Source organism: Blastococcus sp. SYSU D01042 (genome assembly GCF_054050515.1).
The window spans coordinates 428,799-452,518 of record NZ_JBJGZM010000003.1 but is presented as its reverse complement, the minus strand read 5'-3'; the positions used below and the strand labels follow the sequence as shown (position 1 = coordinate 452,518).

The window sequence follows — 23,720 nt, the reverse complement described above, 5'->3', positions numbered from 1 at the left end:
GACGACCCACGGTCGTCGCGGGGCGCCGTCGTTCCCGGGGTCTGCGGCGTGACCGCGCACCAGGGTCTGGCGAGGTCACGGCCTCCGGCGTCGGAGCGGGCCACCCGTGTCGACGCCGCCCGGGCGGGACGACGGCCGCGACCGACCAGGTGCTCCGGGCCGCCCCCGCCCGGGACCGGCGTGGTCGGGAGCCCACCACCGCGCCGGGCGGCCCGCGGTCGGACCCGTGCGGGACGGCGTCCAGCTGCCCGGCCGTGGCCGACCGCGATCTCGTCGGCCACGGGCTCGCTCGCGGTGCAGCGATCCTGAGGGGCGGGTCAGGAACTCGTGGAGGCACCGGTCTGCGGAGATCCGCCCGGTGCCGTCCAGCTCACCGGGCTGCTGCCGCGACCCGGGGTCAGCCGCCCTGGCTGTCCAGCCGCGAGCAGAACGGCTGCCCGAACATGCGCTCGTAGTTCTCCTGGATGCCGTCGGTGACGGCTTCGCGGTAGTACTCCGGCCAGGGCCGCTCCAGCCACGCCTGCAGGGTGCCGCAGCGGACCTCCTCGGGGAGGTCCCCGTCGACCGACTGGGCGACCATCCGGGCGTTCACCGGGTACTGGACCGTGGTGATGTCGGCCAGCGCCACGTTGAGAGCCACCTGCAGGAGGACGAACGCGCCCGTCAGCGGGAGTGCGACGACCAGCAGGCGGGCCCACGGCCGGCGGCGCACGGCGAGGAGCGCCAGCAGGATGAGCCCCGCGACGCAGATGACCCCGACCGCGTAGGAGAGGTACACCAGCCCGGGGCGGGCCATCTTCGCGCCGTGGTGGACGGTGAACGCGTGCGTGGCCGTCGCGCCCGCCCAGAAGGTGAGCAGCGTGCCGGCGGGCACGAGCCAGGGGCCGGCCCAGGCGGGCCGGGCGCCGGTCGGTGCGGGCGGTGCGCCGTCCGGCCGGACCGCACCGGCCGCGGTGCTGCGGACCCAGGCGTACCCGATGCCGCCGGCCAGGAGCACCAGTGCTCCCGCCACGAAGAAGGAGTCCCACGTGATCGCCGGCGTGCCGGCGGTCTCGGTGAGGTAGACCCACCCGCCACCGGGGAGGGCGCTGACCATGCCACGACCCAGCGAGGCCAGGGAGGCCGTGCCCAGGGCGACGGTGGTCCCCGTGTAGTTGGTCACCTCGGGCGGAGCCGCTAGCAGCACCCGCCCGAGCACGAACATCACTGCGGGCAGCAGGACGGCGCTGCCCATCAGCACCAGGCAGCGGCGCCGCACCTGCTCCCGGTCGACCGCGGTGAGGGCGATGAGCACCAGGGCGACGGCGACCGCCACGATGGCGGCGACGAGCATCTCGTAGTACCAGACACAGGCGACCGCGAGCACCGAGCAGGCGAGGATCGAGCGCGCACCGCGAGCACCGGGGGCCGTCGCGCGCAGCGCCCAGGCGATCGTCCACAGCCCCAGCGCGGTCGACCCCCAGCCGGCGGGCCCGTAGGAGACGACGGGGTCGTCGGACCAGGGCACGTGCAGCTGCAGCGTCGCCGCGATGACCGCCGACAGCAGCGCGAACACCGGCCAGAACGACGGAGGACCCGCCGGTACGCGGCTCAGGCCCCACACGACGACCGAGGCCGCCCCGGCGACGCCCAGCGCGATCATGCCGAGCGTGGCCAGGACGTCCCAGTACTGCGGCGAGATCCCGAAGGTGGCGCTGAACCAGTACGCCAGGTGGTAGTACAGCGCCCCGAGCAGCTGGCCGACCGGGTTGGCGTGACCGGTGTCCTGGCCCGCCGAGAACCCGTAGGTCACCGCGTTCCAGAGGCTGCCGTCGGTGATCGCGAACGTCTCGTGGAAGAAGTGGAAGTCGTCGGCGATGATCGGCACGCGGGCCCCGGGGATGTACCCGACGCCCAGGACCACCACCCCGGCCAGCGCCCAGGCCGCGGCCTGCAGGCGGGCGACGCGGCGGGGTGGGGTGGGGGGCGGCGCCGCACCGGCCACCGGGACCGGGACCGTCCGGTCGATCACCTCGACGTGGTCGTCCAGGACCGCCGTCGAGCCGGCACGCTCAGCCACGCCGCAGCTCCCGGGCGGCGTCGGCGCGATCCAGGACGAACAGCGCGACGGCCGTCAGGACGCCGATGACGCCCACGGCCACGATCATGGCGCGGAGGTCCGGGAGCAGCACCGTGGCCGCCACCCACTGCACGACTGCGGCCACGACGAGCACGACCACCGCCCGGGAGGACGCTCGCGCCGTGTGGCTGATGAGGAGTCCCTGCGCCAGAGCCCACGGCAGGTAGGCGACGGCCAGCCAGGGCAGCAGCGCCGCGGCGGGCCCGTACCCGGCACCGAAGAGGGTCGAGACCAGCGGGTCGCCGAAGAGCGCGACCCCTGCGGCCATGGCCAGTCCGCTGGCCAGGACCGTCGCCAGCACGATGTTGACCCCGAAACGCACCGCGCCGGCGTCGGCCCCCCGGAACACGAACCGGGGAAGCAGGTACAGGGACAGCGTCGTCGGCACCAGCAGGCCCATCTTGGCGAGCAGGGCGGCCGCGGCGAAGCCCCCGGAGACGTCGTCGACGGTGTAGATGCGCACGAGCAGGACGTCGATGTTCGTCAGCCACGCGAACGACAGCGTGATCAGCATGAGCTTCGTGCTCCGGCGCGAGAACGCGCGGGTGCCCGAGACGCGGAGGCCACGGGTCTGCCAGCTGGCCAGCGCGGCCACGGCGACGATCGCGACGAGGACGCCGAGGACGATGGAGACCGCCCCGAGGCCGACGGCCAGGGCGGCGATGGCCAGCAGCAGCCGGAGGATCTGGGCGGCGGTGGAGTAGGCGGTGAGGATCCACGCCCGGCCGGTGGCCTGCAGGCGACCGAGAGCCACGCAGAACAAGAAGCTGGGGACGATGGTGAGGGCGGCGAGGTTGACCGCCAGCCGGCTGGTGTTCAGGGCGTCCGCGAACAGCGGCGAGGCGAGGACGACCGCGCCCGCGAAACCGCCGCCGAGCACGAGCGCCTCGACGGTCGCCCCGTCCATGCGGCGCCTCGGCGCCTCCCTCGGCCCCGCCGCGAGCGCAGCCGCGGTCACCACCGCGACGGAGTTCTGCAGCGCGGACGCGCCGATGCTGGCGATGTTGACGATGGCCAGGAAGGCGGCCAGCAGCCCGAACCCACCGGGCCCCAGGCCTCGCCCGGTGACCACGTGGAAGCCCGACGTGGAGGCGATGCCGAGCACCGAGAGCCCGCCGACCGAGATCAGCGGCCAGGCGTGCCGCCTGAGGTACCCCAGCGACATCTGGCGGGTCGAGACGGCCGCCTCCTCGGCGGGGGCGGCTTCCTCGGCGCGGGTGGCCATCTCGGCCCGGACCGCCTCGACGGTCACGGGGTGCGCCGGGTGCGGGACGACCTCGGGCTGCACCGCGGTCACCGGCTGGCCGCCCGGGGCAGCGACTCGTCGGCCTGCTCGACGCGGGCGCGCGGGACGGGCAGCGGCACGACCGGCGCGATCCGCTCGATCGGAGCGGGCTCCGGTGCGGCCACGCGGAGCGGCCCCGCCGCGACGGCCCGCTGACGGGCGCGCCGGTGGACCGCCACGGTCCGCAGGTCGCGCAGCGCCTCCCACACCGAGCCCGCACCGATCCGGCTGGTGAACTCGTAGTCCAGCACCACGGGCGCCTCCTGGATGCGCGCCCCGGTGTCGACGAGCCAGCACATCATCTCGAGGTCGAAGGCGAAGCCGGTGACCCTCAGCCCTGCCATGACCGGCGCAGCGACCGACCGGCGCATCGCCTTGATGCCGGTCTGGGTGTCACCGAGGTCCATGCCCAGGGCGATCCGGGTGAGGAGCCGGAAGAGCCGGCTGGCCACGCGGCGGACGAACGGGTAGGTGACGGCCGACTCCGGGTGCACCTTCGACCCGACGACGACGTCCGCGACGTCGGCGTCCAGCCGGTCGAAGAAGCCCGGCAGCACGGAGGGGTGCAGGTCCAGGTCGCCGTCCATGAACGCGACCAGCGGGTTGGTGGCGTGCTGGAAGCCGTGCCGGATCGCGTGGCCCTTGCCCTGGTTCGGGAAGTACTCGAGCACCGTCACCTGCGGCAGGCCCAGCGCCCGGGCCTGCTCCGCCGTCCCGTCGGTGCTGCCGTCGGACACGACGAGGATCTCGTAGGGACGACCCGTGCCGTCCAGGACCTCGGCCAGGCGGGTCACCGCCGCACCGATGCTGGCGGCCTCCTGGTATGCGGGGACGACGACGGAGACCGCCGTGAGCTCAGTGGTAGGCACGGGTCATCAGGTCCTTCACGACGATGTCCGACGGTGAGGTGCGCAGAGTCTGGGGCGGGCGGCGCCGCTCGGCGGAGGCCCGGAGGAAGTGCTGGAGGACGTCGACGTCCCAGCCGGAGAGCTCGGCGTTCTCGCCCAGCCCGTCCTGCCGCTCGGTCTCCTTGCGGTGGATCAGCGTGGGGACGCCGAGCAGCGCGGCCTCCTCCTGGACGCCGCCGCTGTCGGTGACGACGAACGAGGCGCCCGCCAGCAGGTCGGTGAACTCGGCGTGCGGGACCTTGTCCAGGACGGTGAAGAGCTCCGCGGGCAGCGCGTCGAGCCGGCTGCCCAGCACGTGGCGGGCCTGGTCGTCGGCCACGACGACCATCCGGTGCGGCGCGTGCTGCTGCAGCACGGCCAGCGTCCGGTCGGCCAGCCCGGCGGCGGTCAGGAACTCGAACCGGTGCAGCAGGACCAGCCCGTAGGGGTCGGTCTCCGACGGGCGCGCCGACGGGGCGCGGTCCAGGACGGCGTCCACGACGGTGTTGGCCTCGGTGTTCACGACGCCGCGGCGACCGGCGAGCACCGCGGCCGCGGTGTCGGACGGGGCGTAGTGGACGTCGGCGAGCCGACCGACGATCCGCCGGTCCAGCTCCTCGGGGAAGGGGTGCCGCCAGTTGCCCGAGCGGAGCCCGGCCTCGACGTGCGCGCAGTCCGCGCCGAGCAGCTTGGCCAGGAGGGCGCCGACGACGCTGGTCATCGTGTCGCCGTGGACGACGAGGACGCTGCGCCCGCTGCTGCGCAGCCGCTTGCGGGCCGACCAGCCGTGGCGCACCACCCAGGCGAGGATCTGGCCGAGCCAGACGACGACGTCGGCGGGGCCGGCGAGGGGGCGGCCGGCGCGGCCGTTGGCCAGCACGTGGTCCGGCGCGGGCAGCCCCAGGCCCGGCAGGGCGCGCAGCACGGTGTCGGACTGCTGGAGGGTCAGCCACTGCTCGTACTCGACGCCCTGGTCGGCGAGCCGGCGGGCGACCGGAGCCAGCTTGATGGCCTCGGCGGTGGTCCCGTAGACGAAGACGATCACGCGGTTACCCCCCTTGCCCGGTCGACCGCGAGCGGTCGGTCGGTGTCGTCCTGTGTAGCGGCACCGTTGCCCGCTGTGATGATTGCTGGACCGCACAGGTCCCGAGCGCCGGACACGCGGGGATGTGACCCGTGTGGCGACCGAACGGAGCACCTCGGTGGCGCGCGACTGAGCGTTACTCGGCGCTACGTTCTAGGTGCAGAAAGTATCAGCGGCGAGACGGAACGGTCACTCTCGGAACTGCGTGTCATCGCAGCTTCACTGGGCGATATGTGCCGAAGAGTCGACACGGGAGTGGGCGCTTCCGGGCACGGCCCGTCGCCCTCCCGGCCGCGGCCGTCAGACCGGCTGCTCGGCGCCCGGTGCGGCGAGGAAGGTCCCGAGGAGCTGCCGGGCGGCGAGGGCCGGCGTGAGCTCGCCGGCGAGCACCGCCGCCTCGAGGCCGGGCGCCAGGTCGCGGACGCCGGGGTGCGCCCGCAGCGCGTGGTCGAGGCCGTCGCGCACCAGCTGCCAGGTCCAGCGCACCTGCTGGCTGCGGCGCCGTTCGTCCAGCTCGCCGGAGGCCCGCATCCGGTCCTGGTGCTCGACGAGCTTGGCCCAGACCTCGTCCAGCCCGTCGCCGGTGAGCCCGGCGCAGGTGAGGACCGGGACCTCCCAGGTCTCGCCGTGCCCGCGCAGCATCCGGATCGCCTGCGCCAGCTCGCGGGCCGCCTTGCGGGCAGCGGGCGCCCCCTCGCCGTCGGCCTTGTTCACCGCGATCACGTCGGCGATCTCGAGGATGCCGCGCTTGATGCCCTGCAGCTGGTCCCCGGTGCGGGCCAGGGTCAGGAAGAGGAAGGAGTCGACCATCTCGGCGACGGTGATCTCGGACTGGCCGACCCCGACGGTCTCGACGAGCACGACGTCGTAGCCGGCGGCCTCGACGACGACCATCGACTCGCGGGTGGCCTGCGCGACGCCGCCCAGGGTCCCCGAGGTCGGGGACGGGCGGATGAAGGCGGCCGGGTCGACGGCGAGCCGGGACATGCGGGTCTTGTCGCCGAGGATCGAGCCGCCCGAGCGCGCCGAGGACGGGTCGACGGCGAGCACCGCCACCTTCGAGCCGGCCGCGGTGAGCGTCACCCCGAGCTGGTCGATGAAGGTCGACTTGCCCACGCCGGGGACGCCGCTGATGCCCACGCGGCGCGCTCCCCCGGCGTGCGGCAGCAGCTCCACCAGCAGCTCCTGCGCCCGCTCGCGGTGGTCACCGCGGCGGGACTCGACCAGGGTGATGGCGCGCGCCATCGTCCGGCGGTCCCCCGCGAGGACGCCCTCGACCAGCGCCGGGACGTCGACCATCAGTGACCCAGACGCTCGGACAGGGTCCGCAGCAGCTCCTGGGCGGCCTCGGCGATGACGGTGCCGGGCGGGAAGACCGCGGCCGCGCCCATCTCCTTCAGCGTCGGGACGTCGTCGGGCGGGATGACGCCGCCCACCACGATCAGCACGTCGTCGGCACCCAGCTCGGCCAGCGCCTGCCTCAGCGCGGGCACCAGCGTGAGGTGCCCGGCGGCCAGCGACGAGACGCCGACGACGTGCACGTCGGCCTCCACCGCCTGGCGGGCGACCTCGTCCGGCGTCTGGAACAGCGGGCCGACGTCGACGTCGAAGCCCAGGTCGGCGAACGCGGTGGCGATGACCTTCTGGCCGCGGTCGTGGCCGTCCTGGCCCATCTTGGCGACCAGGATGCGCGGACGGCGCCCCTCGGCCTCCTCGAACGCCTCCGCCATGCGGCGGGTCTCCTCCATGGGGCTGCCCTCCCCGGCCCGGTGCCCGGCCATCGCCTCGTCGCGGTAGACGCCGGAGATGGTGCGCACCTGGCCCGCGTGCCGCCCGTAGACCTCCTCGAGCGCGTCGGAGATCTCACCGACGGTGGCCTGGGCGCGGGCGGCGTCGACGGCGAGCTTCAGCAGGTTCGCCTCCAGCCCGCTCCCCCGCCGTCCCTCGGCCGCGGCGCGCGCGGCGTCGGTGAGCCGGCGCAACGCGTCGGTGACCGCGGCGCCGTCGCGGTCGGCGCGCAGCCGCTCGAGCTTGGCCTTCTGCTGGGCCAGCACGTCGGCGTTGTCGACCTTGAGCACCTCGATCGCTTCGTCGGCGTCGACCCGGTACTTGTTCACGCCGATGACCGGCTGGCGGCCGGAGTCGATGCGTGCCTGGGTGCGGGCCGCGGCCTCCTCGATGCGCAGCTTCGGGATGCCCTCGTCGATGGCCTGCGCCATGCCGCCGGCCTCGGTGACCTCCTGGATGTGCGCCCACGCGCGCCGGGCCAGGTCGTAGGTCAGCTTCTCGACGTAGGCCGAGCCGCCCCACGGGTCGATGACCCGCGTGGTCCCCGACTCCTGCTGCAGCAGCAGCTGGGTGTTGCGGGCGATGCGGGCGGAGAAGTCCGTGGGCAGCGCCAGCGCCTCGTCGAGGGCATTGGTGTGCAGCGACTGGGTGTGCCCCTGGGTGGCGGCCATGGCCTCCAGGCAGGTGCGGACGACGTTGTTGTAGACGTCCTGCGCGGTCAGCGACCAGCCCGAGGTCTGCGAGTGGGTGCGCAGCGCGAGCGACTTGGGGTTCGTCGCGCCGGCCTCCTTCACCAGCCGGGCCCACAGCAGCCGCCCGGCGCGGAGCTTGGCGACCTCCATGAAGAAGTTCATCCCGATGGCCCAGAAGAACGACAGCCGCGGGGCGAACGCGTCCACCTCGATGCCGGCGTCCTTGCCCGCCTTCAGGTACTCGACGCCGTCGGCCAGCGTGTAGGCCAGCTCGAGGTCGGCCGTCGCCCCGGCCTCCTGGATGTGGTAGCCGGAGATCGAGATGGAGTTGTACCGCGGCATCTCCTGCGAGGTGAAGGAGAAGATGTCGCTGATGATCTGCATCGAGGGCTGGGGCGGGTAGATGTAGGTGTTCCGCACCATGAACTCTTTGAGGATGTCGTTCTGGATGGTGCCGGTCAGCTGCGCCGGCGACACCCCCTGCTCCTCGGCCGCGACGATGTAGAGCGCGAGCACGGGCAGCACGGCGCCGTTCATGGTCATCGACACGCTCATCCTGTCCAGCGGGATGCCGTCGAACAGCTGCCGCATGTCCAGGATCGAGTCGATGGCCACGCCCGCCATGCCGACGTCGCCGACCACCCGCGGGTGGTCGGAGTCGTAGCCCCGGTGGGTGGGCAGGTCGAAGGCGACCGACAGGCCCTTCTGGCCGGCCGCCAGGTTGCGCCGGTAGAAGGCGTTGGACTCCGCCGCGGTGGAGAAGCCCGCGTACTGCCGGACCGTCCACGGCTGGGTCGTGTACATCGTCGGGTAGGGCCCGCGCAGGAACGGCGGGAGGCCCGGCAGGGTCTGGAGGAAGTCCAGCCGGTCCAGGTCCCGCGGCGTGAACAGCGGCGGGACGGCGATGCCCTCGGGGGTCTCCCAGGTCGCCTCGGCCACGCTGCGGCCGGTGGTCTCCTCGAACGCCTTCGCCCAGTCGTCGGGCGACCCGCCGGGGGCCGGGCGGCCCAGCTCGACGTCGCCGAAGTCGGGGATGCCCGTCATGCCTGCACTCCTTCGAGACCCAGCTGCGCGTGGACGGTGCGGAGCACGTCCAGGGCGTCGCACCCCGCGTGCACGTAGCCGTCGACGCCGTCGACGGCGAGGTCGGGCTTGCCCGCCAGCCACACCTGCGTGGCGCCGGCCTGCTTGAGGGCGGCGGCCAGTGCGGCCGCCTGCTCGGCGTAGTCCTTGTCGGTGCCGCAGATGCAGGCCACCGTCGTGCCGGCGTCGGCGAGGCCGCCGGCCCCGTCGCCGGACGGCGTGGCCAGCCCGCCGGCCTGGAACAGGTTGCCGGCGAAGCTCGCCCGGGCGGTGTGCCGGGCGATCGGGCCGATGGTGGCCAGGTAGACGGCCGGGCGGGTGGCTGCGGCGTCGGCCGCGTCGCGCAGCGCCTCGTACTCCTGGGCCGCCCGCACGCGGGGCAACCCTCCCCCGGCGTGCAGGTCCGCCGCGGGCTGCCGCTCGGGCAGCTTCTCGGCGAGGTTGGGGAACTCGCTGACGCCGGTGATGGCCTCCGAACGGGTGGCCAGCCGCCGCGCGCGGGCGTCCCAGGCGGCGGCGATCCGGTCGCGCACCAGGCCGGAGTCCAGCGCCGCGGCCAGGCCGCCGGCCCGCTCGATCTCGGTGAACCAGTCCCACGCGGCGCGGGCCAGCTCGTCGGTCAGCGACTCGACGTACCAGGAGCCGCCGGCCGGGTCGAGGACGCGGGCGAGGTGCCCCTCCTCCACGAGCAGGCTCTGCGTGTTGCGGGCGATCCGCCGGGAGAAGGCGTCGGGCAGGCCGAGGGCAGCGTCGAAGGGCTGCACGGTGACGGCGTCCGCGCCGCCCACGCCGGCGGCGAAGCAGGCGACCGTGGTGCGCAGCATGTTGACCCACGGGTCGCGCTTCGTCGTCATCACCGAGGAGGTGACGGCGTGCTGGCGCTGGCCCCGGGCGTCGGGCGAGGCGCCGCTGACCTCGCCGACGCGGTCCCACAGCCGGCGGGCGGCGCGCAGCGCGGCGATCGTCGTGAACTGGTCGGCGCCCGCGCTGTAGCGGAACTCGAGCTGGCCGAACGCCTCGTCCACGCTCAGCCCGTCGTCCGTGAGCGCGCGCAGGTAGGCGACGCCCGCCGCGAGCGAGCAACCGAGCTCCTCGACGGCGGAGGCGCCCGCATCGGCGAAGACCGTGCCGTCCACGACGACGCTGCGCAGGCCGGCGTGCGCCGCGGCGCGACGGGCGATGCCGGCGAGCCCGGAGAGGTCCTGCGGCTGCCCGGAGGCGGCGTGCTCGCCGAGCGGGTCCAGGCCGAGCGAGCCGCCGGACGCCAGGTCGGTGCGGCCCTCGACGAGGTCGAGGAACGCCTCTGCCGCCGCCGTCCCGCCCGAGACGCTGACGGGGGCGAGGTCGAGGTAGACGTCGGCCAGCACCTCGCCGAGCCGGTCGGCCGGCACCGCGCCCTCGCCGACGACCAGCCAGAGCGAGGTGACGCCGTTCTCCAGGTCGGCGGCGATCGCCTCCTTGGTCAGCGCGACGTCGGGGTGCGCGTGCCGCTGGCGGATGTCCCATCCGCCGGGCGCGCCGCCCTCCGCGCCGCCGGAGGCCGTGACCTCCGCCGAGCCGGCCGGTCCGCCTGACGGGCGGGCGCCGCGCACGAACGGCGGCAGGCCCGGCACACCAGCGGCAGCCGGCAGGTCTCCGGCGTCCTCGGCGGTGTAGAGCGGGGCCACGGTGACGCCGGTGGCCACCGGGCGGCGCAGCGCCTCCTCGACCGGCTCCGGGAGGTCCTCGCGGCCGGCCTTGCGCAGCACGCCGGCGACCAGGTCGCGCCACTGGTCGCGGGTGACACCGGGGAACTCCGCGGCCAGCCCGAGGTCGTCGGGGACCTCGTGCTCGCTGGGGACCTGCGCATCGGCCGGCGCCGGCGCCGCTGCGCTGCTCTGCTGGTCGGTGGGGCTCATGCTCGACGGGTCTCCTCGACGGGGGGTCTGGCTGCAGTCTCTCCGGGGGCCTGCCGTCCCGTGCGGCCGGGTGGCGGCGGGCCGTCCCCGGCCGGGTGCGCGGCGTCGGCCTCCAGGGCGTGCAGCGCCGCGCGCGCGAGCAGCCGAACCCCCACGGCGATCGCCCGCTCGTCCACGTCGAAGGTGCCGCGGTGCAGGTCCAGCGGCTCTCCGCCGCCGTGCGTGCCCAGCCGGGCGAGGGCGATCGGCAGCCTGTCGGCGAACCAGCCGAAGTCCTCCCCGCCCATGCTCTGCGGGGACAGCACGACGCCGTCGGCACCCACCGTCTCCACCGCCGCGGAGCGCAGCAGCGCCACCGAGCGGGGGTCGTTCACCACGGGCGGGACCCCGCGCACGTAGTCGACCTCCACCTCGGCCCCGGTGGCGGCGGCGACCTTCGCGACCAGCGAGCGGACGATCTCCTCCGCGCCCTGCCAGGCGTCGCGGTCGAGCACCCGCACCGTGCCGCGCAGCCGGCCGTGCTGCGGGATGGCGTTGGCGGCGACGCCGGCGTCGACCGCTCCCCACACCAGCGAGATACCGGCGCGCGGGTCGACCTGGCGGGAGAGCAGCCCGGGCAGTTCGGTGATCAGCCGGCCGAGCGCGTCGACCAGGTCGACGGTCAGGTGCGGGCGGGCGGTGTGCCCACCGGGGCCGGTGAGGGTGACGTCGATGCCGTCGCAGGCGGCGGTGATCGCGCCGGTGCGCAGCCCGACCCGGCCGACCGGGACCGAGGGGTCGCAGTGCAGCGCGAAGGCGCGGGTCGCCCCGTCGAGCACCCCGGAGGCCACCACCTGGGTGGCGCCGCCGGGCACCGTCTCCTCGGCCGGCTGGAAGATGCAGCGCACGCGCCCGGGCAGCCCGTCGAGGCCGGCCAGCGCCAGGGCGACGCCCAGCACCACGGTGGTGTGCACGTCGTGGCCGCAGGCGTGGCACAGCCCCGGGCGGGTGGAGGCGTACGGGACGTCCTTGAGGTCGGCCAGCGGCAGCGCGTCGATGTCCCCCCGCAGCACCACGGTGGGGCCGGGGCCCTGCCCGATCTCGACGACCAGCCCGGTGCCGCCGGGCAGCCGCTGCGGATCGAGCCCGGCCGCGCGGAGCTGCTGCTCGAGGTAGGCGGTGGTCTCGAACTCGGTGAACGCGAGCTCCGGGTGGGCGTGCAGGTGCCGCCGCACCCCGGTCAGCCGCTCGGCGTGGTCGGCCACCCAGTGGTCCACCGCGGCGCCGAGCTCCTCGACGACGGCGGTCACGCCGCGTGCCCCCCGGCGCAGTCGCCCGGGCCGGGCACCGGCTCGGTGGGCCGGCCCTCGACGGCGGTCGCGGGCAGGCCGTCCCGCATCTCGGCGAGCAGGCTGTCGACGACCGGCCGCAGGTCGCCGTCGTGCTCGGCGGCGACGGCGCGCTGGCGCTGGTAGGACGCGCCGACCTCGAGCACCCGGAGCACGTCGGCGAGCTCGGCCTCGCAGCCCAGCCGCCGGGCGGTGGGCCGCAGCTCCTCGACCAGGTCGACGATCGCCTGCCGCACCGGCCGGACGGTGCCCTTCTCGTCGACGACGATGTCGGCGTCCAGGCCGTACCGGGAGGCGCGCCACTTGTTCTCCCGCAGCACCCAGGACGCCGGGGTGGGGAGGGTGTAGCCGCGGTCGAGCTGGGTGTCGAACTGCTCGACCAGGCACTGCGCGAGCGCGGCCACCGCCCCGATCTCGTCGAGGGTGGGCAGGCCGTCGCAGATGCGCAGCTCCACCGTGCCGAAGTCGGGGTGCGGCCGGACGTCCCACCAGACCTCGCGGACGCTGTCGATGGACTTCGTGGAGATCAGCGTCTCCATGTACTCCTCGAACTCGGCCCAGTCGGCCAGCTGGTAGGGCAGCCCCGCCGTCGGCATGCCCTCGAAGATCTTCGTCCGCGACGACGCCAGCCCGGTGTCGCAGCCGACCCAGAACGGGGAGGACGACGACAGCGCCAGGAAGTGCGGGATGTACTGGCACAGCGCGTTCACGATGGGGATCGCCTTCTCCGGCGCGCGCACGCCGACGTGCACGTGAACGCCGAAGATCTGCATCCGCCGGGCCATCCACTGCATCCGCTCGACCAGCTCGAGGTAGCGCTCCTTGGGCGAGATGAGCTGGGTCTGCCAGTCGGTGAAGGGGTGGGTGCCTGCGCACAGCAGGCCCAAGCCGCGCTGCCCGGCCGCCTCGGCGACCTCCGCCAGCGTGCCGGCGAGGTCGGCCTTGGCCTCGGCGACGGTGGTGCAGATGCCGGTGATGATCTCGACGGTCGACTGCAGCAGCTCGTGCTTGGCCTTGGGGTGCTCCTCGGCACCGTCGGGCCGCAGCTGGTCGAGGATCTCGTTGGCCCCGGGCGACAGCTCCCGCGTCTGCAGGTCGACCAGCTGCAGCTCCCACTCGACGCCGAGGCTGGCCCGCTCGGACGACCGGAAGGGGATCTCCACCTCCCGGAGTCTAGGGAGGAGGGCCGGTGCCCACCCGGCGACCGACCGCGATCCACCCGTGCGGTGGACCGGCTCCCGCCACCCCCGAGCGCGGCACGGAGCCGCGGTGCGGATCTGGGTTAGCGTCCCTCCGTGAGCGAGCACCCCACCACCGACGCCCAGACCGTCGCCGCCCGCGCGGCCGACGACCTCACCACCGCCCTCGGCGGACCGCACGACGTCGCCGTCGTCATGGGCTCCGGGTGGGCGCCGGCGGCCGACGCGTTCGGGGCGGCCGAGTTCAGCGTCGCCATCGGCGAGCTGCCCGGCTTCTCCGCCCCGACCGCCATGGGGCACGGCGGCGAGGTCCGCTCGGTGCGCGTCGGCGACCGGAAGGTGCTCCTCTTCCTCGGGCGGACGCACCTGTACGAGGGCCGCGGCGTCGAGCCGGTCGTCCACGGCGTGCGCACCGCGGCGGCCGCCGGCGTGAAGACCGTCGTGCTCACCAACGCCGCCGGCGGGCTCGCGCCGGAGCACCGGGTCGGCCAGGCGGTCGTCATCGCCGACCACCTCAACCTCACCGCGCGCTCGCCGCTGGTCGGCGGCAACTTCGTCGACCTGACCGACCTCTACTCGGCGCGGCTGCGCGCGCTGGCCCGCGAGCTGGACCCGGGCCTGGTCGAGGGCGTCTACGCCGCCCTGCCCGGCCCGCACTACGAGACGCCGGCCGAGATCCGGATGCTGCGCACGATGGGCGCGGACCTCGTGGGCATGTCGACGGCGCTGGAGGCGATCGCGGCGGCGGCCGAGGGCCTGGAGGTCTTCGGGCTGTCCCTGGTCACCAACGCCGCGGCCGGCATCACCGGCGAGAAGCTCGACGGCGACGAGGTGATCGCCGCCGGGCGGGAGGCCGCCGGCCGGCTCGGCGAGTTCCTGGTGCGCTTCATCGGGCGGCTGCCCGCATGACCGGGCCGGTCCTGGTGACCGGCGCCGCCGGCCTCATCGGCACGGTCCTGCGCGGCGGGCTGCCCGAGCGCGGCTGGGCGGTGCGCAGCCTGGACGTCGTCCCGGTGCCCGAGCCGCGGCCGGGCGAGGAGCACCTGGTCGGCGACATCACCGACCTCGACGCGATGACGGCGGCCGCGGCCGGCGCCGGCGCGGTGGTGCACCTGGCCGGCATCGCCAGCGAGTCCACCTGGCCGGCGATCGCGCACACCAACGTCGAGGGCACGTACTGCGTGCTCGAGGCCGCCCGCCGCGCCGGCGTCCGCCGGGTGGTGCTGGCCAGCAGCAACCACGCCACCGGGTACACCCCGCGGCCCGACGGCGGGCTGCTGCGCGAGGCCGACGCCCCGCCGCGCCCGGACACGTACTACGGGGTCTCCAAGGTGGCGATGGAGGCGCTCGGCTCGCTCTACGCCGACCGCTACGGCCTCGACGTCGTCTGCCTGCGGATCGGCAGCGCCTTCCCCGAGCCGACGACGACGCGCCAGCTGTCCACCTGGCTCTCCCCCGGCGACACCGTGCGCCTGGTCGACGCCGCGCTCCGGGCGCCCTCCCTCGGGTTCGCCGTCGTGTGGGGTGTCTCGGCCAACACCCGGAACTGGTGGGACCTGACCGCCGCCCGGGCGCTGGGCTACGAGCCGGCCGACGACGCCGAGGCCTACGCCGCGGCGCTGGTCGAGATGCACGGCGAGCCCGACCTGTCCGACCCGGTGCACTCCCGCGTGGGCGGGGAGTTCACCACTGCCGCCTACGACGCGGAGAACTTCCCGGCATGACCGACGACCTGCTCTCCACGGCCCGCGCGTGGGCCGACGCCGACCCGCACGCGGGCGACCGCGCGGAGGTGCTGGCGCTCGTCGGGACCGGCGACGTCGCCGAGCTCGGCCGCCGCTTCGCCGGCCCGCTGACCTTCGGGACGGCGGGGCTGCGCGGACCGCTGCGGGCCGGACCCGCGGGGATGAACGCGGCCGTGGTCACCCGGGCGGCGGCGGGCCTGGGCGCCTGGCTGGCCGGCTCGGGCTCGGCCGGGGGCGGCGTCGTCATCGGCTTCGACGCCCGCCGGCGGTCCGACGAGTTCGCCCGCATCTCGGCGTCGGTGCTGTCCGCGGCGGGCTTCGCGGTGCAGGTGCTGCCTCGGGCGCTGCCCACGCCGGTGCTCTCGTTCGCGGTGCGGCACCTGGGCTGCGTCGCCGGGATCATGGTGACCGCGAGCCACAACCCGCCCGACGACAACGGCTACAAGGTCTACCTGGGCGACGGCGCGCAGCTGGTCCCCCCGGCCGACGCGGAGATCGAGGCCGCGATCGCCGCCGTCGGCCCGGCGCGCGAGGTGCCGCTGTCCGACGAGTGGGTGACGCTCGGCGACGACGTCGCCGAGGACTACGTGGCCGCGGTGGTGGCGGCGCTCGAGCCCGCGCGGGTGCCCTCCCGGGGCTCGCTGCGGGTGGCCTACACGGCGATGCACGGGGTGGGCGCGGAGACGACGCGGGCGGTGTTCGCCGCGGCCGGGCTGGCCGAGCCGGTGAGCGTGGCCGAGCAGGACGAGCCGGACCCCACGTTCCGCACCGTGGCCTTCCCCAACCCGGAGGAGCCGGGCGCCACCGACCTGCTGAAGGCGCTGGCGGAGCGGATCGGCGCCGACGTCGCGATCGCCGAGGACCCGGACGCCGACCGGTGCGCCGTGGTGTGCGGCGGCCGGCAGCTGACCGGCGACGAGGTGGGCGCGCTGCTGGCCGACTGGCTGCTGCGCCGCGGGGTGCGGGGAACGTACGCGTCGTCGCTGGTGAGCGGATCGCTGATGCACGTCGTCGCCGCCGCGCACGGGGTGCCGTCGGAGGAGACGCCGACCGGGTTCAAGTGGATCATGCGGGCCGGTTCGGAGGCCGCACCGCTGGTCTACGGCTACGAGGAGGCGCTGGGGTACTCGGTGACCCCGACGGTGGCGCGGGACAAGGACGGCATCTCGGCCGCGCTGGCGGTCGCGCTGCTGGCCGCGGAGCTGGCGGAGTCCGGCCGCACGCTGCTGGACCGGCTGGACGAGCTGGCGCAGGAGCACGGGCTGTTCGTGACCGGGCAGTTGTCGGTGCGGGTGGAGGACCTGTCGGTCATCTCCGACGCGATGGCGCGGGTGCGCTCGGCTCCCCCGTCCGCGCTGCTCGGGCGCCCGGTCGCGTTCGCCGACCTGGCGCTGGAGGACCCGCCGGTCGACGCGGTGCGGCTGCTGGGTGACGGCGTGCGGGTGATCGTGCGGCCCAGCGGCACCGAGCCGAAGCTCAAGGCGTACCTGGAGACGGTCGTCCCGGTGCACGAGGACGCCGGGCTGATCGCTGCGCGCGGGCGGGGCGAGGACGAGCTGGACCAGCTGCGCGCGGAGATGTCGGCGGCGCTGGGCCTGTAGCGCTGCGCCCCTGGGCGCGATCGGGTGGTTGTCCACAGCAGGCGTGCGGGCGCGTTCGTGGTCTGCGTAGTCTCCGGCGACCGGTGATCAACACGGGGAGTGCGGATGTCGCGGCGGTGGACCCTGCGCCTGGTGGCGTGCGCCGTCGGCGCGTCCGCGGTGCTCGCCGGGTGCTCGGCGGAGCAGCAGGCGCGCGAGACGCTGCCGTCGGTCAGCAGTGCGGCGCCCAGCGAGGAGGAGCTGCCCCCGCTCGGCCCGGCGGAGTTCCCGGTGCCAGATGAGGCGCGGGAGAAGACGCCAGAGGGCGCTTTGGCGTTCGCCGAGTACTACATGGCGCTCGGCGTTGAGATCGGTGAAGGCGCAGTCCCGGCTGCTGTGCTTCTAGACCTGAGCACCGATGAGTGCAGACTCTGCGGGCAAGTCGCGCGGTCCTTTATCGATGACCAGGCGGCTGGCTACACCTATTCGGGCAGCAAGACGACCTTCACAGCGATTGGCTTGCCGCGCGTCCAAGCCAACCAGGCGGAACTCGGCTTCCTTTTCACGCAAAGCGCTTATGTCGTTCTCGACCAGACAGGCCAGGAGGTTCCGGACCGCGCAGGGCAAGCGACGGGCAACCTCCAATCGGGGATGTTGCTCACCTGGAATCAGGACCTCGAATCGTGGCTAGTCTCTAACCTGACGGTCGGGTAGGACATGCGCCGAGCTGTCTTTGCCGTCGCTCTCGTCGCCTCGACCATTGCTCTCCCTGCTGCAGCCAACGCCTGCACAATTTACGTCTGCGACTCGCCTGAGGTCGGGGTTGGTGCCGGAAGCCTCAGTGCGGCCTACCTCAGTCAGACCGAGGGCGGCTGGGAAGCCTCAAATAGCGCACCCGTCGGGCACCCGTACACCTATCAGCTGTCAGAGCCGTGCGTGGTGAACGACCGCCAATCCGGCGACTGCAATCGCGCCGACTTCCTCCAGTGCACCTCTCCGCCAGGGCGCGTGGTGGAGGACCTGGTCGTCGAACGGCGCCGCCTCGCCCTCGCCGGCCCGGACGGAACCGTCACCGTCGACGGATTCCCGACGAGTGGTGCCCCCATCGGCACCCCCGTCGGGACGTGGTTGTCCCTCGACCGCGGGTGCGTCGACATCACCGCGCTCAACCCGCCGCCGTCGCCGGGCGAGGTGTACCGCTACTTCCAGACCCTCCCGCTCCCCCAGCTGCCCACGCGCCAGCAGCCTCCGGGCAACGCGCTCGTCGGGCTCCCGGTCATCCTCTTCACCGACGGACCCACCACGCAGACGTTCACCCTCGACATCCGCGGCTTCGCCGTCGACGTCGTCGCCACCGCCACCGGGTTCACCTGGCGCACCGGCGACGGCACCGAGCTGAGCAGCACCGACCCGGGCGCGCCCTACCCCGACCACACGATCAGCCACGAGTACGCGAGCGGCACGTACACCGCCTCGCTCACGACCACGTGGTCCGGCTCGTTCAGCGTCGACGACGGGCTCGCCCTCCCGGTGCCCGGAACCACCACCACCGACGGCCCGCCCACGACCTTCGCCGTCCTGCAGGCCCGGCCGGTGCTCACCAACCCCTTCGACTGACCGCACCGCGTAGCGTCGGGTGCCAGCCGCAGCAGAGCACACACGTCGTCGACGCCGGGATCCGAACGCGCCGCATGCCTCGAACCACCACCACCCGCGCTGACGCGCCGGAGGCCCTGGTCCGGCGCCACCGCACCGAGATCGACGGCCTCCGCGCCCTCGCCGTGTCCCTCGTCGTCGGCTACCACGTGTTCAGCGGCCGGGTGTCCGGCGGCGTCGACGTCTTCCTGGCGCTCAGCGGCTTCTTCCTCGTCCACAGCATCAGCGGGCAGCTCCGGCGCACCGGCGACGTCGCGCCGCTGCGGTCCATGACCCGGACCCTCGGTCGGCTGGTCCCGTCGGCCGCGCTCGTGCTGCTCGGCACGACCCTGGCCGGGCTGTGGGTCCTCCCGGCCAGCCGTTGGCGGGAGCTGGCCGACCACCTGCTCGCCTCGGTGACCTTCACCGAGAACCAGCAGCTGGTGCGCGAGGCGGTCGACTACTCCGCCAGCAACGCGCTGGCCAGCCCCATGCAGCAGTTCTGGTCGCTGTCCATCCAGATGCAGGTGCTGCTAGCGGTCCCGCCGCTGTTCTGGCTGGGCGCACAGCTCGTCCGGCGCAGCCCCTGGCGCCGGCACGGCCGCCGGATCGCCACGGCGGCCGTCGCGCTGCTCACCGCCGCAGGCCTGTGCTGGTCGGTGGTCGCCACGGCGGCCAACCAGCCCGTCGCCTACTTCTCCACCCTCCCCCGGCTGTGGGAGCTCGGCGCCGGCGCCCTCGCCGCGCTGCTGCTCGACCGGGTACGGCTCGGCGCCCGCTGGTCCGCGGCCCTCGGCTGGGGCGGTGTGCTGGCGCTGGTCGGCTGCGGGGCACTGCTCGACGGCGCCCGCACGTTCCCGGGCTGGCAGGCGGCCTGGCCGGTGCTGTGCGCCGTCGCGGTCGTCGTCGCGGCCGACCGGGGTGGCCGGTTCGGCGCGCACCGCGTCCTGTCCACCCCGGCCGCGCGCTGGCTGGGCGCGCGCTCCTACGTGCTCTACCTGTGGCACTGGCCGGTGCTCGTCCTCTACCTCGTGCACACCGGGCGCGAGACCCCCTCGTTGCTCGGCGCGCTGCAGGTCATCGGCCTGTCCTTGCTGCTCAGCGCCGTCACCCACCGCCTCGTGGAGCGGCCGGCCGCCGAGGGGATCAGCGCGCGCCGGCCGTCGGTCGCCCTGGTCGCCGTCGCGGCGTGCGCCCTCCCGCTCGTGACCGCGGGCTGGGGAGCCGGCACCTGGATGGACCGGGAGGCCGACCGGCTCGCCGCGGTGGCCGACGACCCGGACTACCCGGGGGCCGAGGCGCTGCGGACGGCGTTCCCCGCCACCGGCGGGATCAGAGGTGTCGAGCCCCTGCCGCCGGATTCGGTGATCCGCGACGACTGGCCGTGGCTGCCGCCCGAGGCGACCTGCAGCACCGAGGTGGACGAGGGCGGACCGGTGCCGGTCGACGTGGAGGTGTGCGTGCTCGGCGGCGACGACCGGCCGCGCCGGGTGGCCGTCGTCGGCGACTCGCACTCCGCCCAGTGGCTGCCCCCGGTGGCGGCCCTCGCCGAGGAGCAGGGCTGGCAGGTCGTGTCGCTGATCCGCGGCGGGTGCGCCCTGTCCACCGAGTCGGAGTTCTTCTCCGAGGGCGACCCGGAGTTCGAGCCGTGCGTCGCCTGGCGCTCGCGCCTCGTGGACCGCGTCGTCTCCCTGGCGCCCGACCTCGTCCTCGCCACCGGCACCCGCACCGCCCCGGGCGACGGCGAGGAGTGGCTGCCGGCCGGGTACCTCGAGGCGTGGCAGTCGCTCTCGGACGCCGGCCTCCGGGTCATCGGCATGCGCGACAGCCCGCGGCACCTCGACGACGTGCCCGACTGCCAGGCGCAGTGGGGCGACGACTCCGCCCGCTGCGAGCTGGCCCGGGACGCCGTGTACACCGACGGCCTGCTCGAGGCTTCCGCCGACCTGCTGCCCGCCGGCGTGAGTCTGCTCGACACCAGCCGCTACTTCTGCGACGACGCCGTCTGCCCGTCGCTGGTCGGCAACGTGCGCGTGTACATGGACATGGACCACGTGACCGGGACCTACATGCGGACCGTCACCCGCATGCTGCGGGAGGACCTGCTGCCGGCGATCGGCTGGTGAGCGTGCCGCGCGACCGATGAGTCCGGCCCTCCGCGGCGGTCATGCCCGCGAGGGCCACCGGGTCCGCGAGGAGGCAGGTCGTGCGCAGGATCGTGTTCCACCTGATGGTGTCGCTGGACGGCTACTTCGAGGGCCCGGACGGCGACCTCGGCTGGCACCGGGTCGACGACGAGCTGCACACCTTCTTCAACGAGCAGCTCGACCGGGCGAGCGCCTTCCTCGAGGGCCGGGTGTCCTACCAGCTCATGGAGGCGTTCTGGCCCACCGCCGACCAGGACCCGGACGCCCCGCCGCCCATGGCGCAGTTCGCCGGCATCTGGCGGGACACCCCGAAGATCGTCTACTCGCGCACGCTCGACGAGGTCGGGCCGAACGCGACGCTCGTGCGCGACGTCTCCCCCGCCGAGGTCCGCGCGCTCCAGGAGCTGCCCGGGGAGGAGCTGGTCCTGGGCGGGCCGGACCTCGCCGCGGCGTTCCGCCGGCACGACCTGATCGACGAGTACCGGTTCTTCGTCAACCCGGTGCTCGTGGGCAGCGGCCGGCAGGCCTTCGGCCCGGGGCAGGCGCCCTCCGACCTGCGGCTGGCCGGGACGCGGACCTTCTCCAACGGCGTCGTCATGCTCCGGTACGAGCGGGAGCGCTGAGCCCGGCTCAGCGAGGGACGCTCTCCCGGCAGCCGGAGCCGAGGGCCCGCTCCGCGGTCTCCAGCACCGTGACGACGTCCCGCCCGAAGACGACGTCGCACGGGTGCGTGCCCCCGGTGAGCGCGGCCGCCTGCAGCTCGTCGAGGGCGACCGCGTAGGCATTCCGGGCCTTCCCGGCCTCGGGCAGCAGCACCAGCCGGCCGGCGTCGCCGTGCACGAACAGCTCCACGCCGGCCGACATCGGCGCCACGGTCAGCGACACCGTCACCGTCGAGGTGGCTCCCGACCCGTGGGTGAGCACGAGGTGCACGGTGTCCCGCAACCCCGCGCCGGCCTGCACGGCGACGACCGGGCCGAGGGCGGGCACGAGCACCGACAGGGCGTGCGGGCCGACGTCCCACAGCGCGCCGCGCTCCTGCCGCCACGCCGACGAGGCGTAGGGCGTGCCCGCGATCGACGAGAGCCACGATCCGGCACCGCCGGCCAGTTGCGTGCGCGCGGCCTGGGTTAACCAGGTGGTCGTGGCGTCCTGGAACCGGAGGGTGAAGAAGACGACGGAGGCGACCCCGGCGGCGCCGACGGCGTCGACCACGCGGTCCGCGGCCTCGGTCGACAGCGCGACCGGCTTCTCCAGCAGCAGGTGCCTGCCCGCCGCGGCGGCGCGCTCGGCCAGGGGCGCCTGGACGTCGGGCGGCAGCGCGAAGGCGACGGCGTCCACCTGGTCGAGCAGCGCGTCGACGTCGGCGAAGCCGGGCACCTCGAACTCCGCACCCAGCGCCTTGGCCCGTTCGAGGTCACGCCCCCAGACGCCGATCAGCTCGGCCGACTCGTACCCGGCGAGCGCCGGAGCGTGCACGGCCCGGGCCCAGGGGCCGGTGCCGAGCAGCCCGACGCGCATCCTCAGACCGCGCCGAACTGGCGATCGCCGGCGTCGCCCAGGCCCGGGACGATGTAGGCGTTCTCGTTGAGGCCCTCGTCGACGCTGGCGGTGAAGACCCGCAGCGGCAGCCCGCTCTCCTCCAGCCGCCGGATCCCCTCGGGGGCCGCGAGCGCGCAGAGCACGGTGATCCGGGTGGCGCCGCGGGCGGTGAGCAGGCCGCAGCAGTGCACCAGCGAGCCGCCGGTCGCCAACATCGGGTCCAGCACGAAGACGTGCCGGTCGACCAGGGTCTCCGGCAGCGAGGCCATGTAGGCCTCCGGCTGGAACGTCTCCTCGTTGCGGGCCAAGCCGACGAAGCCCATCTGCGACTCCGGCAGCATCCCGTGCGCGGTGTCCGCCATGCCGAGCCCGGCCCGGAGCACCGGCACGATCAGCGGCGGTGCGGCGAGCCGGTAGCCCGTCGTCTCCACGACCGGCGTGCGGATCGTCTCCTCGGCGACCGTGAGCTCGCGGGTGGCCTCGTAGACCAGCATCTGCGTGAGCTCGCGGAGCGCGGCGCGGAAGGCGGCGTTGTCGGTGCGCTCGTCGCGCATCCGGCTCAGCCGGGCTCGGGCGAGCGGGTGGTCGACCACGGTCAGCTGCACGGGTGAACGGTAGCGACCCGTGGACGGCGTGTCGGAGCCCACGCACTCCCTCGGGGTGAGCGGACGGCGGTGTGGCTCCCCGCACAGGGGAGAATGGCCCGCATGACCCACGTGCTCGACCCCGACGCCCTGTCGGACGACGCCCGGGCGCTGCAGGTACCGCTCCCCCCGTACCGCGACGTCACGCGCTCCGACTCGGCCTTCCGCGCCTTCCTGCACGGCCTGCCCGGCGTCGACCAGGTCGGCGCCGAGGCCCGCGTGGCGCAGCTGGGCACCCGGTCGATCAAGACCACGTCCAAGGCGTGGGCGATCGACACCGCCATCTCGATGGTCGACCTCACCACCCTCGAGGGCGCCGACACCCCCGGCAAGGTCCGCAGCCTGGCCGCCAAGGCGCTGCGCCCCGACCCGACCGACCCGGCGACGCCGCGGGTCGCGGCCGTCTGCGTCTACGGCGACCTGGCCGGCGTCGCGCGCGAGGCGCTGGGCGACAGCGGCGTCCACGTGGCCGCCGTCGCCACCGCCTTCCCCAGCGGCCGGGCCAGCCGCGCGGTGAAGCTCGCCGACGTGCGCGACGCGGTGCAGAACGGCGCCGACGAGATCGACATGGTCATCGACCGCGGCGCCTTCCTCGCCGGCCGCTACCTCGACGTCTACGAGGAGATCGTCGCGGTGAAGGAGGCCTGCAGGGACGCCCACCTCAAGGTCATCCTCGAGACCGGCGAGCTGATCACCCTGGACAACGTGCGCCGCGCCAGCTGGATCGCGATGCTCGCCGGCGGCGACTTCATCAAGACCTCCACCGGCAAGGTGAGTCCGGCCGCGACCCTCCCGGTCGGCCTGGTCATGCTCGAGGCGGTCCGCGACTTCCGCGCCGCGACCGGCCGGCAGATCGGGTTCAAGCCCGCCGGCGGCATCCGGACGACCAAGGACGCGATCAAGCACCTGGTGCTGATCAACGAGACCGTCGGCCCGGACTGGCTGCACCCCGACTGGTTCCGCTTCGGCGCCTCCAGCCTGCTCAACGACCTCCTCCTCCAGCGCCAGAAGCTGCGCACCGGCCACTACTCCGGCCCCGACCACGTCACGGTGGACTGACCACG

Annotated in this window: 19 protein-coding genes; 8 read left to right on the top strand and 11 right to left on the bottom strand. The window is 74.4% G+C overall.

The features are described 5' to 3' along the window. Positions 1-397: 397 nt before the first annotated feature. From ACI79H_RS08905 to ACI79H_RS08865, 9 genes are all read right to left on the bottom strand, one after another. Positions 398-2,059, bottom strand: a complete 1,662-nt coding sequence (locus tag ACI79H_RS08905; RefSeq protein ID WP_456554012.1) for a hypothetical protein — start codon at positions 2,057-2,059, stop codon at positions 398-400. Next, positions 2,052-3,416 carry a lipopolysaccharide biosynthesis protein gene (locus ACI79H_RS08900; RefSeq protein ID WP_456554011.1) on the bottom strand — a complete coding sequence of 455 codons (1,365 nt, stop codon included), beginning with the start codon at positions 3,414-3,416 and terminating at the stop codon, positions 2,052-2,054. Before ACI79H_RS08900 ends, ACI79H_RS08905 begins: the two co-directional genes overlap by 8 nt. Continuing rightward, positions 3,413-4,273, bottom strand: a complete 861-nt coding sequence (locus ACI79H_RS08895) for a glycosyltransferase family 2 protein (RefSeq protein ID WP_456554010.1) — start codon at positions 4,271-4,273, stop codon at positions 3,413-3,415. Before ACI79H_RS08895 ends, ACI79H_RS08900 begins: the two co-directional genes overlap by 4 nt. Continuing rightward, a complete protein-coding gene (locus ACI79H_RS08890; RefSeq protein WP_456554009.1) occupies positions 4,260-5,336 on the bottom strand; it encodes a UDP-N-acetylglucosamine 2-epimerase in 1,077 nt (358 codons plus the stop codon). The genes ACI79H_RS08895 and ACI79H_RS08890 overlap by 14 nt, the downstream gene beginning before the upstream one ends. A gap of 339 nt (positions 5,337-5,675) precedes the next feature. Beyond that, complete coding sequence (gene meaB, locus ACI79H_RS08885) at positions 5,676-6,674, bottom strand: methylmalonyl Co-A mutase-associated GTPase MeaB (RefSeq protein WP_456554008.1); 999 nt, start codon at positions 6,672-6,674, stop codon at positions 5,676-5,678. Beyond that, positions 6,674-8,899, bottom strand: a complete 2,226-nt coding sequence (scpA, locus tag ACI79H_RS08880) for a methylmalonyl-CoA mutase (RefSeq protein ID WP_456554007.1) — start codon at positions 8,897-8,899, stop codon at positions 6,674-6,676. Before scpA ends, meaB begins: the two co-directional genes overlap by 1 nt. Next, on the bottom strand, positions 8,896-10,836 hold the full coding sequence (locus tag ACI79H_RS08875) for a methylmalonyl-CoA mutase subunit beta (protein WP_456554006.1): 1,941 nt from the start codon (positions 10,834-10,836) through the stop codon (positions 8,896-8,898). The genes scpA and ACI79H_RS08875 overlap by 4 nt, the downstream gene beginning before the upstream one ends. Then, entirely contained in the window at positions 10,833-12,125 is a 1,293-nt protein-coding gene (locus ACI79H_RS08870) for an amidohydrolase (protein WP_456554005.1), read from the bottom strand. The genes ACI79H_RS08875 and ACI79H_RS08870 overlap by 4 nt, the downstream gene beginning before the upstream one ends. Continuing rightward, complete coding sequence (locus ACI79H_RS08865) at positions 12,122-13,327, bottom strand: glutamate--cysteine ligase (RefSeq protein ID WP_456554004.1); 1,206 nt, start codon at positions 13,325-13,327, stop codon at positions 12,122-12,124. Before ACI79H_RS08865 ends, ACI79H_RS08870 begins: the two co-directional genes overlap by 4 nt. 132 nt (positions 13,328-13,459) lie before the next feature. On the opposite strand from ACI79H_RS08865, the gene ACI79H_RS08860 reads away from it, so the two are divergent. The 7 genes from ACI79H_RS08860 (at position 13,460) to ACI79H_RS08830 (ending at position 21,093) form a co-directional block, all read left to right on the top strand. Continuing rightward, on the top strand, positions 13,460-14,272 hold the full coding sequence (locus ACI79H_RS08860; RefSeq protein WP_456554003.1) for a purine-nucleoside phosphorylase: 813 nt from the start codon (positions 13,460-13,462) through the stop codon (positions 14,270-14,272). After that, entirely contained in the window at positions 14,269-15,087 is an 819-nt protein-coding gene (locus ACI79H_RS08855; protein WP_456554002.1) for an NAD-dependent epimerase/dehydratase family protein, read from the top strand. Before ACI79H_RS08860 ends, ACI79H_RS08855 begins: the two co-directional genes overlap by 4 nt. Then, on the top strand, positions 15,084-16,709 hold the full coding sequence (locus ACI79H_RS08850; RefSeq protein ID WP_456554001.1) for a phospho-sugar mutase: 1,626 nt from the start codon (positions 15,084-15,086) through the stop codon (positions 16,707-16,709). The genes ACI79H_RS08855 and ACI79H_RS08850 overlap by 4 nt, the downstream gene beginning before the upstream one ends. A 132-nt stretch (positions 16,710-16,841) precedes the next feature. After that, positions 16,842-17,402 carry a hypothetical protein gene (locus ACI79H_RS08845; RefSeq protein WP_456554000.1) on the top strand — a complete coding sequence of 187 codons (561 nt, stop codon included), beginning with the start codon at positions 16,842-16,844 and terminating at the stop codon, positions 17,400-17,402. Between the two features lie 294 nt (positions 17,403-17,696). Next, positions 17,697-18,305 carry a hypothetical protein gene (locus ACI79H_RS08840; protein WP_456553999.1) on the top strand — a complete coding sequence of 203 codons (609 nt, stop codon included), beginning with the start codon at positions 17,697-17,699 and terminating at the stop codon, positions 18,303-18,305. 74 nt (positions 18,306-18,379) lie between these two features. Next, the gene (locus tag ACI79H_RS08835; protein WP_456553998.1) at positions 18,380-20,449 is read left to right on the top strand and encodes an acyltransferase family protein; all 2,070 of its coding nucleotides are present in this window, start codon (positions 18,380-18,382) and stop codon (positions 20,447-20,449) included. 80 nt (positions 20,450-20,529) lie between these two features. Next, positions 20,530-21,093, top strand: a complete 564-nt coding sequence (locus tag ACI79H_RS08830) for a dihydrofolate reductase family protein (protein WP_456553997.1) — start codon at positions 20,530-20,532, stop codon at positions 21,091-21,093. Positions 21,094-21,100: 7 nt separating this feature from the next. Here ACI79H_RS08830 and ACI79H_RS08825 read toward each other — a convergent pair whose 3' ends face one another. Next, entirely contained in the window at positions 21,101-21,991 is an 891-nt protein-coding gene (locus tag ACI79H_RS08825; RefSeq protein ID WP_456553996.1) for a Gfo/Idh/MocA family protein, read from the bottom strand. Positions 21,992-21,993: 2 nt separating this feature from the next. Continuing rightward, positions 21,994-22,617, bottom strand: coding sequence for a uracil phosphoribosyltransferase (gene upp / locus ACI79H_RS08820; protein ID WP_456553995.1), 624 nt, complete (start codon positions 22,615-22,617; stop codon positions 21,994-21,996). Between the two features lie 102 nt (positions 22,618-22,719). On the opposite strand from upp, the gene deoC reads away from it, so the two are divergent. After that, on the top strand, positions 22,720-23,715 hold the full coding sequence (gene deoC, locus ACI79H_RS08815; RefSeq protein ID WP_456553994.1) for a deoxyribose-phosphate aldolase: 996 nt from the start codon (positions 22,720-22,722) through the stop codon (positions 23,713-23,715). Positions 23,716-23,720: the final 5 nt, after the last annotated feature.

Excerpts from the sequence above, each read along its gene's own strand:
- meaB (WP_456554008.1), bottom strand. The coding sequence starts at position 6,674 with ATGGTCGACGTCCCGGCGCTGGTCGAGGGCGTCCTCGCGGGGGACCGC.
- scpA (WP_456554007.1), bottom strand. The coding sequence starts at position 8,899 with ATGACGGGCATCCCCGACTTCGGCGACGTCGAGCTGGGCCGCCCGGCC.
- ACI79H_RS08875 (WP_456554006.1), bottom strand. The coding sequence starts at position 10,836 with ATGAGCCCCACCGACCAGCAGAGCAGCGCAGCGGCGCCGGCGCCGGCC.
- ACI79H_RS08855 (WP_456554002.1), top strand. The coding sequence starts at position 14,269 with ATGACCGGGCCGGTCCTGGTGACCGGCGCCGCCGGCCTCATCGGCACG.
- ACI79H_RS08850 (WP_456554001.1), top strand. The coding sequence starts at position 15,084 with ATGACCGACGACCTGCTCTCCACGGCCCGCGCGTGGGCCGACGCCGAC.
- ACI79H_RS08835 (WP_456553998.1), top strand. The coding sequence starts at position 18,380 with ATGCCTCGAACCACCACCACCCGCGCTGACGCGCCGGAGGCCCTGGTC.
- ACI79H_RS08825 (WP_456553996.1), bottom strand. The coding sequence starts at position 21,991 with ATGCGCGTCGGGCTGCTCGGCACCGGCCCCTGGGCCCGGGCCGTGCAC.
- deoC (WP_456553994.1), top strand. The coding sequence starts at position 22,720 with ATGACCCACGTGCTCGACCCCGACGCCCTGTCGGACGACGCCCGGGCG.